This window comes from Humidesulfovibrio sp., assembly GCF_035560995.1.
In the GTDB taxonomy this organism is placed as follows: domain Bacteria; phylum Desulfobacterota; class Desulfovibrionia; order Desulfovibrionales; family Desulfovibrionaceae; genus Humidesulfovibrio.
Map to the genome: position 1 here is coordinate 1 of NZ_DATMYK010000239.1, position 9,648 is coordinate 9,648.

Consider the following 9,648-nt stretch of genomic DNA (forward strand, 5'->3'; position numbering starts at 1 on the left):
GGGCAACCCGATTGGCGCTTTCGTGCCGCTCATTCTCATGTTCGCCATCTTCTACTTCCTGCTCATTCGGCCCCAGCAGAAAAAGGCCAAGCAGCACAAGGAGATGATCAACAACCTCAAGATCGGCGATCGCATTGTGACCAACGGCGGCATCTACGGAACCATCGTGCGCATGAAGGATCAGACCGTCATCGTGGAGATCGCCGAAAAGGTTCAGGTTGAAATGCTGCGCAACACCGTGGCCGACAAGGCCGAGGCGTTTGAGAAATTGGAAAAGAAGGGAAAATAGGCTTTTTCCTTTGATCTTCAGCCGGAAGGCGGATACGCGGACCTGGGGATGCGCCCGGGTCCGCGCTTGTCTTTGTCGGAGCACCGTCTTTTATCTGCAGGGTAATGCCCCGATTCTTTGATCGATTCTGGAAGCAACTGGGAGAGCACATGTACCGCAACCTGCGCTGGCGTTTACTTCTTACCCTCGCGGTGATGATCGTGGCCTTCGCCTTGGTGCTGCCTTCGGTGCCGGGCATCAAGAACACGAGCCTGGGCAAAATTCTGCCCGACACCGCCATCAACCTTGGCCTTGACCTCAAAGGCGGCATCCATCTCACCCTCGGCGTGGATGTCGACAAGGCCATAGACAACAACATGGCCAGCCTGGGCCAGGACATCAAGGCCAGCGCCCGCGAGGAGAACCTTGCACTGCTGAAGCCCACCGTCCTGCCCGGCCCTCGCCTTGAGGCCGTGCTTGTGGGCGCGGACAAGCAGGAAGCCTTTGAGAAGCTGCTGCAGAAGCAGTTCACCGCTCTCAAGGTCGACGCCAAGGAAGTCCAGGCCGAGGACAAGGTGAAATACCTGCTGTCCATGACCCCGGATTACAAAAAATATCTTTCCAAGCTGACCCTGGATCAGGCGGTGAAGACCATCCGCAACCGCATTGACCAGTTTGGTGTGGCCGAGCCGGACATCCGCCGCCAGGAAGGCAACCGCATCCAGGTGCAGCTGCCCGGCCTGCACGACCCGGAACGCGCCATTTCCGTCATCGGAAAGACCGCGCACCTGGAGTTCAAGATCGTGGACGACACCGCGGACCCGGCTGGGCTCATCGGCCCCGGACGCGAGCTTTCGGTGATCAAGTCCCGCGGGCCCAAGGGCCAGACCGTGGACCAGCCCATCGTGCTCAAGAAAGACGCGGTCATGACCGGCGAGTACATCACCGATGCCCGCGCCACCATTGAGCAGAACAACAACCAGTTCTCCGTCAGCCTGACCTTCAATGCCCGCGGGGCCAAGGTCTTTGAGCGTGTCACCGAGGAGAACATCAAGAAGCGCCTGGCCATCGTGCTGGACGGCAAGTGCTATTCCGCCCCGGTGATCCAGGACAAGATTCCCGGAGGCAAGGCCTCCATCACCGGCAGTTTCACGCAGGAAGAAGCGCGCGACCTGGCCATCGTGCTGCGCGCGGGCGCGCTGCCCGCCCCGGTCAACGTGTTGGAACAGCGCACGGTTGGCCCCACCCTGGGACAGGAATCCATCGACGCGGGCATGATGTCCACCGGCTTCGCGGCCATCGCCATCATCGTGTTCATGGCGGTGTACTACCGCACTGCGGGCGTCTTTGCCGACATCGTGCTCATTCTGAACATCGTGCTGACCCTGGCCGGCCTGGCCGCCTTCGGCGCCACGCTGACATTGCCGGGCATCGCGGGCATCATCCTGACCATCGCCATGGCGGTAGACGCCAACGTGCTCATCTACGAACGCATCCGAGAAGAACTGCGGCACGGGCTCAAACCCGCCGACGCAGTCCACAAGGGCTATGACCGCGCCACGCTGACCATTCTGGACTCGAACACCACCAACGTCCTCGTGGCCATCATTCTGTACCAGTTCGGCACCGGGCCCATTCGCGGCTTCGCCGTCACCCTGGTTCTGGGCATCGTCATGAGCATGTTCACGGCCATCTTCGTGTCGCGCATCATGTTCGATCTGTACCTCTCCAAGCGCCCGGCCGACGCGTCCGTGAGCATCTAAGGAGACGCCATGCACTTCCACATCATCAAACCCGACACCAAGATCAACTTCATTGGGCTGCGGTACTACGCCTTCGCCATATCCGCGCTGATGATCCTCGTGGGCTTCGCCTCCCTGACCATGAAGGGCGGCCCGCGCTACGGCATCGACTTCGCGGGCGGCGTCATCATCCAGGCCAAGTTCGACGTCCCGACCAAGCTCGACGACCTCAAGAAGTCCCTGGAAGCCACCAGCCTGCCGGGCCTCGTGGTGCAGCAGATGGGTCCGGAGAAGGACAACGACTTCCTTATCCGCACCAGCACCACGGACGAGACCAGCGATGCGGTGCAGAAGACCGTCGTCGCCACCCTGGACAAGGACCTGGCCGGGAACAAGTACACCTTCAAGCGCGTGGAGATGGTCGGCCCCAAGGTGGGCGAGGATTTGCGCGGCAAGGCCCTAGAGGCCATGTACTACGCCATCCTGCTCATCGCCATTTACATCTCCGGCCGCTTCGAACACCGCTGGATGGCGGCGGGCATCATGGCCGCCGGGCTTTTCGCGGGCATAACGGCCTTGCAGTACATCAACGCCCCGCAGATCTGGCTGGTCTTCGGCGCGCTCATCATCACCCTTGTGCTGTGCTTCATGCTCAAACTCAACTACGCTCTAGGAGCCATTGCGGCGCTCATCCACGACGTGCTGGTGACTGTGGGCATCTTCTCCATCCTGAACAAGGAATTCGACCTCACCATCATCGCCGCGCTGTTGACCCTGATCGGCTTTTCGTTGAACGACACCATCATCGTCTACGACCGCATCCGCGAAATCCGCGGACAGAAGACCGGCGAGCCGTTGAACACCATCATCAACCGCAGCGTGAACCAGACTCTTTCGCGCACGGTGCTGACCTCCGGCCTGTCCTTCCTCGCCGTGTTCAGCCTGTATATCTTCGGAGGGCAGGTCATCCACGACTTCGCCCTGGCCATGCTCATCGGCATCGTGGTGGGCACTTTCTCGTCCATCTACGTGGCCGCGCCCATCATCGCCACCCTGACCCCGCCCGAAGACCTGAACGCTCCGGCCGTGCCCGTGAAGGGCAAGGTCAAGACCGCCTAGGCCCCGGCAATCACGGCAATAGAAAAGGCCCCTCTTCCTCGCGGAAGGGGGGCCTTGTTGTTGGCTGCGTGGTCTGGGCCTACAGCTGGTCCAGCAGGGTCTTCTTGATGGAGTCGATGGAGCCTTCGCCGTTCAGCTCAATGTACTTGCAGGCGCCCTTGGCGGCCAGGGCCTTGTAGAAGTAAGCGGCGGCCAGAGTGCCGGTCTTGTCGTCGTAGTAGATGTCGTGGCGCTTGTCGATGGCGCCCTCATCCTGGTCGTCGGCGCGGGCGGTCAGAGCGCCGCCGCAGACGCGGCACACGTCGCCAGTGGGCTTGATGGCGTCGATGAAGATGTTGTTCGGGTGGTTGTTGTCATTGGCGCACAGACGGCGGCCCATGATGCGGTTCTTGGCGACGCTGCGGGGCAGCAGGATCTCGATGACGAAGTCCAGCTTCTCGCCGCCCTTCTGCAGAGCGTCCCAAAGCTTCTCGGCCTGCACCAGGGAGCGGGGGAACCCATCGAGCAGCCAGCCGTTCTTGCTGGCGTTCTGCAGCACGTCGAGCACCATGGGGATGGTGATGTCGTCAGGGACCAGCTCGCCGCGGTTGATGAACTCCTTGGCCTTCATGCCGAGCTCGGTGCCGCCGCCGATGTGCTTGCGGAAGATGGCGCCGGACTCGATGTGGTCCAGGTTGTACTTGGCTTTCACCAGGGTGCCCTGGGTGCCTTTACCGCTGCCGTTGGGTCCGAAAATGAGAATATTCATTGTGCCTCCTTGGGGTGATTGCTTTTGGCTTGTGCAAAAGATTCACAAGCTCTTATCCGCACTCTTTTTTCCTGTCAATGACCTGAAAGGCGATGCCCGACTGCGTGACGCGGGCCTCCTTGTCGCCGGGAAAGCGCAGCTTTTTTCCCGTGGCCCGCACCCGCCACAGCTCATCCAGACGGAACAGCCCGTCGCTCAAGGCCTGGCCTGGGCCGAGCGTCTCCAGCGCGGCCTTGTACACGCGCAGGCGCAAGGGGGCAGGGCACAGGTTCAGCACTTCCGCCGAGAGCAGAAGAGTCCCGTTGTGTGAAACGCAAGGCAATTGCGCCAACACCCGCTCGGTTTCGGCTTGCCAATGGATCTCGTCCAGGCGGGCCTGCCGCCACAGCCGCGAGACAGAATCCAGGTAGGCCGGATTTTCGCGCAGCAGAACAGGCACAAGCTCCTGCCGCATCCGGTTGCGCATGTAGGATCCCTCGAAATTGGACGCATCCGTGCACCAGGGGACTCCAGATATTGTAAGGAATTCCTCAAGGATTGCTCTAGGGGTCAAGAGCAGCGGGCGCAGCAGCCGGCGCGAGGCGTCGAAGCCGACCATACCGCCAAGGGCGGGCCAACCGCCCCCCCGCGTGAGGCGCATAAGCTGGTCCTCGGCCAGATCGTTCAGCTGGTGACCCAGCAAGATAATCTCAGCTCCGGTCCTCGCGCGCACGCGCTCCAGCAGGTCATAGCGCGCCAGCCGGCCGGCCTCTTCCAGCCCGATGCCACGTTCTGTGGCCAGGGCGGCAACATCCTGACGTTCCGACGCCAGGGGAATGTTCCACTTTTCACAAAGTTCCGCCACAAAGCGGGCGTCCTGGGACGAGTCGTCGCGCAGGCCGTGGTCCAGATGCGCGGCCATGACGCGTCCGCTGTGCATGGGGCAGAGCAGAGCGGCGATAAGGAGCAGTGCGGTGGAATCGGCCCCGCCGGAGCAGGCCACCAGACAGGTGGCGTTGCGGAAGTCGAGCCCAAGCTCCTGCGCGGCGAAGCTGCCGACGCCCAGGCAGAACCGCGCCCATTTGGGCGGCAGCTCCTGGAGTTTCGGCAACATGGGCGGCATGGGGAGGCTAGACGGAAATGTCCAGCTGGCGGATGAAGTCGTCGATGTAGTCGATGATGTGCTCGCGCTGGGCCGGGGTGGAATACATGACGCACTCGCAGCGGAGTTTTTTCTGGGCGCGCACGAGGAGTTCCAGCTTCAGCGTGGCCTCGTCCACAACCTCCAGCACCAGCATGTGCGGGCCGCACTCGGCCGCATGCTCGCGCTGCACATCGGTCAGCAGTTCGTCCGGCAAGGTCAGGTAGAAGATGCCGTCAAGCGAGCCGGAGCATCCCTTGGCCTTGAGGGTGGCCACGATTTTTTCCAGGTGCTCCGGGTAGAAGTCTTCGATGAGATAGCTGCGCATAATGATCCTAGTGCTTGGTTTCGTCCCGGCCAGGTTCCCTGTCGGACTCGTCGTCACGGCAGCATTCGCAGTCCAGGGGTTCGTCGTCGTCGGAAGTGCGGCGATCCAGGTGGGCGTCGGGGTTCACGGGGTCGCTGTCGAGGTTAAAGATGCGCCGGGTCACGTCGATGAAGCGGTCGGCGGAGCCTTCCTCACGCGTGCGGCGCTTGAGGAAGCAGATGGGCTCGTGCAGCAGCTTGCGGCTGACGGAGTTCACCAGCACCTCCAGGGCCTGGCGGGTCTCGTCGTCCACGGGGCCCAGGCGCTTCAGGGTCTTGGCCAGCTCGCGCGCGGCCACGTCCTCGGCCCGGCCCAGCAGGCCGGTGATGGTGGGCTGCAGCGCCAGGGACTTCATCCAGGTGGCGAAGGCCTCGGTCTCCAGGTCAACGATGGCCCGGGCCTTGACCGCCTCGCCCTTGCGGGCGCTCATGTTCTCCTCAACAACTTCCTTCAGGTCGTCGATGTCGTAGAGGTAGACGTTGTCCAGGCTGTTCACGTCCGGGTCGATGTCGCGCGGGACCGCGATGTCGATGAAGAACATGGCGCGGTTGCGGCGCTTTTTCAGCACCTCGCGGATGTCCTTGGCGCGGATGATGGCCGTGGGCGAACCCGTGGAACTGATGACGATGTCCACGCCGGTCAGGCGCTCGACCATGTCCTCGAAAAACACCGCCTCGCCGTGCATGGTCTTGGCCAGCTCCTGGGCGCGGGCGTAGGTGCGGTTGCAGATGTAAAGCTTCTCGATGCCGGAGGCCAGGAGGTGTGTGGCGGCCAGCTCGGCCATTTCACCAGCGCCCACCAGCATGGCCGTCTTGCCGCCAAGCTCGCCAAAGATCTTCTTGGCCAGCTCCACCGCGGCATAGCTGATGGACACGGCGCTCGACGCGATGGCCGTCTCCGTGCGCACGCGCTTGGCCACAGAGAAAGACTTGTGCAGGAGGCGGTTAATGACCACGCGGGCGGTGCCCGTCTCCACGGCCTTGCGGTAGCTGTTTTTCAGCTGGCCCAGAATCTGCGGCTCGCCCATAATCATGGAATCGAGGCTGGCGGCCACGCAGAACAGGTGCGTCACCGCGTCCATGCTCTGGTGCTTGTAGGTGTGCTCGCGCAGGACATCCAAGGGGCCTTGGCAGGTGCCCGCCCAATGGGCCAGCACGGCCTCGGTCACGTCCATGCCCTGGCAGCGGGTGCTGTCGGCCACCACGAGGATCTCCACGCGGTTGCAGGTGGACAGGGCCATGACCTCGCGCAGGGGGCAGGCGGCCAGCAGGCTCTTCTCAAAGTCCGCAACGCTGGTGAGTGCGAATTTTTCGCGCACGTCCACCCCGGCGGAGCGGTGGTTGAGGCCGACGAGGAAAATGTTCTTATCCATTACGCCTTGAACCCGTGGAAGGTTGTGGACACCAGGAAGTTGATGCCGAACATGGACAGAACCATGAGCAGGAACACGGCGATGGCCATGACCGCAGGCTTGCGTCCGCGCCAGCCGTAGGCCAGGCGCTGATGGAAGAGATAGGCGTAGAGGCCGAGCATGACAAGGGCCAGGATCTCCTTGGGGTCGAAGGAGAACACGCGCTTGGAGGCCAGCCAGGCCCACACGAAGCCGGAGGCGAGCCCAACCGTGTACAGTGGGAAGCCCAGCACGATGACCCAGTGATTCACCTTGTCGAAGGTGTCGAGCGAAGGCATGTCCTGCTGGAACTTCTTGAGTCCGGTCTTGGTCTTGATGCGTTTTTCCAGGTGCAGAAAGGCTAACCCCGCGCCAAAGGCCATGGCCAGCAGGGCCATGCTGCAGAACAGAGTGCCGATGTGCAGCAGGAAGAACAGGCCGGAGAGCATGGGCGGCAGGCTGGCCTTGATGCCGCTGGTGGCGTTGGCCGTGGCGTAAAAGACGAGGGCCAGGGGCAGGGCCACCACGATGAGGAAGCGCATTTTGAGCCGCCACCACAAGAGGCCGAAACTGACCAGCACGCCGAAGCCGAACAGGGAGAACAAGAAGCGCCCGGAGGTCAGCGAATCAAGCCCTGCGGCGCCGACAAGCTGCCCGGCCAGATCCACCGCGTGCAGCGCAAAGCCGGTGCCGGCTATGCTCAGGGCCATGACCTTGATGCGCTCGTTGCGCAGGGCCGAGCCCAGCACGTAGAACGCCGTGCCCAGGAAGTAGAGGCCGATGACCAGCATCGGCAGGATTTCAGGCAAGCCCATCAAGCAACTCCGGGATCAGATGGTGCAATTCTCGGGGCAGATGCGCGGTCAGTTCCGCCGTGGCCAGGAGGCCATCGTTCAGGCGGAGGGCCTCCAGCAGGCGCGAGCCCACAAGGGAACGGAACAGGGCCGAGTTGGCCCCGGTGCCGAGCCCAAGACCGAGCACACAGGGCCGCAGGCGGCTCATGAGCCGCAGGAACTGTGCGTACTCCTCCCCGAACCGGTCCTGCAAGTCTTTTCGGATGCGTTTGGTCAGCGCCGGACTGTGTCCGTCCGTGGAGATGGCGATGGTGAGGTCGCCGCGCACCACGCTGGAGGGCACGATGAAGCTGCCTTCCTCCGGCGCGTCGATGACGTTGCACAGCACCCCTCGCGCACGGCACAGGGCCGCGATGCGCTTGTTCAGCGCCGCGTCGCTGGTGGCGGCGATGGCCAGGAACATGCCGTCCAGGTCGGATTCCTCGAACTCTCGGCGCTCCACGCTGATGCCGGGCCTAGCCTCCAGGGCGCGCAGGGCGTCGTCCGGCTCGCGGCGCTCCAGCACCAGAACGCGGCTGGCCCCACAGTCCGCCAGGGACAAGACTTTTCGCAGGCCCACCTGGCCCGCGCCCACCACAAGGCAGGCCCGCCCCTCAAGGCTCACGAACATAGGATAGCAGCGCATCGCTTCCATATAGCAAATGCCGGGGGCCTCTGTAAAATGCCAAGAAGCCCTTTCTTGCCAGATTCCCTCAGCCTGGGGTAGAGATTGCCCATCGCCAACACAAGAGGTCGTCCATGCGCCAACTCGTCATCCAGCTTGCCCGCTTCGGCGACCTTGTGCAGACCAAGCGCCTGCTGCATTCGCTGCTGGCCGAGCCTGGGGCCGAGGTGCATCTCTGCCTGGACCAGTCCCTGGCCGCGCTGGCCCGGCTGCTGTATCCCGCCGTCATCCTGCACCCTGTGGCCGCCCACGGCACGGCCCTGGCCAAGCTGCCCGCCCGAGAGCAGGCCGCGGCGCTGCTCAGCGCCAACTTGCCGGTTTTCCGTGAACTTGCGGAGCTGGATTTTGGGCGCGTGTACAACCTCAATTTCTCGCCGCTGAATTTCCGTGTGGCCGGACTCTTTGCGCCTGAGTGCGTGCGCGGCCATGTGTGGAGCAGCGGCCAGGAAGAGATCGGCCAATGGGCCCGGCTGGCCATGCGCTGGTCCTCCATGCGCCGTATCGGGCTCAACATCGTCGATTTCTGGGCCTGGCACCATCCCGCGCCCATTCCGCCTGAAGACGTGAACCCGGTCGCGCAGGGCAGGGGAGGGGGGCTTGGCGTAGTGCTGGCCGGGCGCGAGTCACGCCGGTCCCTGCCGCCCAAGGAATTGGCCAGGCTGATTGCCGCGCTTCTGGAAACAAGGGCCGACCTGAACGACAAGCCGGTGACACTGCTCGGCAGCGTGGCCGAGGCCAAGGCCGCGCACCACGTGCTGCGCGAGCTGCCGGCCAGACGCGCGGGACAGGTGCGGAACCTTTGCGGCGGCACGGATTGGGCCGGGCTTGTGGATACCGTTGGCGGACTGGATCTGCTCCTGACCCCGGACACCGGCACCATGCATCTGGCGGCTGCCCTCGGCGTGCCTGTGCTGGCGACCTTCCTGTCCTCTGCCTGGTGCAGCGAGACCGGCCCCTACGGCCAGGGCCACCGCGTGCTCCAGGCCTTGACCGACTGCCTGCCCTGCCTGGAGTCCCAGCCCTGCGACTTCGGCGTCATCTGCCTCAGGCCCTTTGGCGACGCCCGGCTCACGCGCTACCTCGCCACGTGCGACGAACGCCATTTGCCGGATGGCCTGCTTGATCTGGATACGACCTTGGACGCGGTGGGCGTGGACTACACAGCGCGCTCGGGCATGGACCCGTCAGCCGGACTGCGGCACCAATTCCGCATGTTCCTTGCGCGGCACTTGGGCGCTGGCGGCACGTGGGAAGACTCCTCGGTACGGGAGTTCGCCGAACGTCTCTACTCGGAACGCGACTGGATGACTCCGGATGCGGAATCCAGTCAAAGTCGTAGACGTACCAGCATGCGTTCTTTGTTCTGATTTAATAAC

Annotated in this window: 10 protein-coding genes; 4 read left to right on the forward strand and 6 right to left on the reverse strand. The window is 63.4% G+C overall.

Translation table 11 applies throughout. The features are described 5' to 3' along the window. From yajC to secF, 3 genes are all read left to right on the forward strand, one after another. A partial coding sequence (gene yajC, locus VN419_RS09350; RefSeq protein ID WP_325646806.1) for a preprotein translocase subunit YajC occupies positions 1-289 on the forward strand: 289 nt, incomplete at its 5' end. Positions 290-438: 149 nt separating this feature from the next. Then, positions 439-2,031 (forward strand): protein translocase subunit SecD, encoded by a 1,593-nt coding sequence (secD, locus tag VN419_RS09355; RefSeq protein WP_325646808.1) that lies wholly within the window; start codon positions 439-441, stop codon positions 2,029-2,031. Between the two features lie 9 nt (positions 2,032-2,040). Further along, positions 2,041-3,129 carry a protein translocase subunit SecF gene (secF, locus tag VN419_RS09360; RefSeq protein ID WP_325646810.1) on the forward strand — a complete coding sequence of 363 codons (1,089 nt, stop codon included), beginning with the start codon at positions 2,041-2,043 and terminating at the stop codon, positions 3,127-3,129. A gap of 79 nt (positions 3,130-3,208) precedes the next feature. Here secF and VN419_RS09365 read toward each other — a convergent pair whose 3' ends face one another. Genes VN419_RS09365 through VN419_RS09390 form a run of 6 tightly spaced genes read right to left on the reverse strand, consistent with a single transcriptional unit; the run spans position 3,209 to position 8,233 of the window. Further along, complete coding sequence (locus tag VN419_RS09365; protein ID WP_325646812.1) at positions 3,209-3,877, reverse strand: adenylate kinase; 669 nt, start codon at positions 3,875-3,877, stop codon at positions 3,209-3,211. Positions 3,878-3,929: 52 nt separating this feature from the next. Beyond that, entirely contained in the window at positions 3,930-4,970 is a 1,041-nt protein-coding gene (tilS, locus tag VN419_RS09370) for a tRNA lysidine(34) synthetase TilS (RefSeq protein ID WP_325646813.1), read from the reverse strand. A 16-nt stretch (positions 4,971-4,986) separates the two neighbouring features. Continuing rightward, positions 4,987-5,325, reverse strand: a complete 339-nt coding sequence (locus VN419_RS09375) for a hypothetical protein (RefSeq protein ID WP_325646814.1) — start codon at positions 5,323-5,325, stop codon at positions 4,987-4,989. 7 nt (positions 5,326-5,332) lie between these two features. Beyond that, positions 5,333-6,736: a glutamyl-tRNA reductase gene (gene hemA / locus VN419_RS09380; protein WP_325646816.1), complete on the reverse strand. Its 1,404-nt coding sequence runs from the start codon at positions 6,734-6,736 to the stop codon at positions 5,333-5,335. Next, positions 6,736-7,569 (reverse strand): cytochrome C assembly family protein, encoded by an 834-nt coding sequence (locus VN419_RS09385; RefSeq protein WP_325646818.1) that lies wholly within the window; start codon positions 7,567-7,569, stop codon positions 6,736-6,738. Before VN419_RS09385 ends, hemA begins: the two co-directional genes overlap by 1 nt. Further along, positions 7,556-8,233, reverse strand: a complete 678-nt coding sequence (locus VN419_RS09390; protein WP_325646820.1) for a bifunctional precorrin-2 dehydrogenase/sirohydrochlorin ferrochelatase — start codon at positions 8,231-8,233, stop codon at positions 7,556-7,558. Before VN419_RS09390 ends, VN419_RS09385 begins: the two co-directional genes overlap by 14 nt. 113 nt (positions 8,234-8,346) lie before the next feature. Between VN419_RS09390 and VN419_RS09395 the strand changes: the two genes are divergently transcribed. Beyond that, complete coding sequence (locus VN419_RS09395; RefSeq protein WP_325646822.1) at positions 8,347-9,639, forward strand: glycosyltransferase family 9 protein; 1,293 nt, start codon at positions 8,347-8,349, stop codon at positions 9,637-9,639. The last annotated feature ends 9 nt before the right edge of the window (positions 9,640-9,648 follow it).

What these genes read in the sequence shown, in the direction of transcription:
- VN419_RS09375 (WP_325646814.1), bottom strand. Translation starts at nt 5,325, where the DNA reads ATGCGCAGCTATCTCATCGAAGACTTCTACCCGGAGCACCTGGAAAAA.
- secD (WP_325646808.1), top strand. Translation starts at nt 439, where the DNA reads ATGTACCGCAACCTGCGCTGGCGTTTACTTCTTACCCTCGCGGTGATG.
- VN419_RS09385 (WP_325646818.1), bottom strand. Translation starts at nt 7,569, where the DNA reads ATGGGCTTGCCTGAAATCCTGCCGATGCTGGTCATCGGCCTCTACTTC.
- secF (WP_325646810.1), top strand. Translation starts at nt 2,041, where the DNA reads ATGCACTTCCACATCATCAAACCCGACACCAAGATCAACTTCATTGGG.
- tilS (WP_325646813.1), bottom strand. Translation starts at nt 4,970, where the DNA reads ATGTTGCCGAAACTCCAGGAGCTGCCGCCCAAATGGGCGCGGTTCTGC.
- VN419_RS09395 (WP_325646822.1), top strand. Translation starts at nt 8,347, where the DNA reads ATGCGCCAACTCGTCATCCAGCTTGCCCGCTTCGGCGACCTTGTGCAG.
- VN419_RS09390 (WP_325646820.1), bottom strand. Translation starts at nt 8,233, where the DNA reads ATGCGCTGCTATCCTATGTTCGTGAGCCTTGAGGGGCGGGCCTGCCTT.
- VN419_RS09365 (WP_325646812.1), bottom strand. Translation starts at nt 3,877, where the DNA reads ATGAATATTCTCATTTTCGGACCCAACGGCAGCGGTAAAGGCACCCAG.
- hemA (WP_325646816.1), bottom strand. Translation starts at nt 6,736, where the DNA reads ATGGATAAGAACATTTTCCTCGTCGGCCTCAACCACCGCTCCGCCGGG.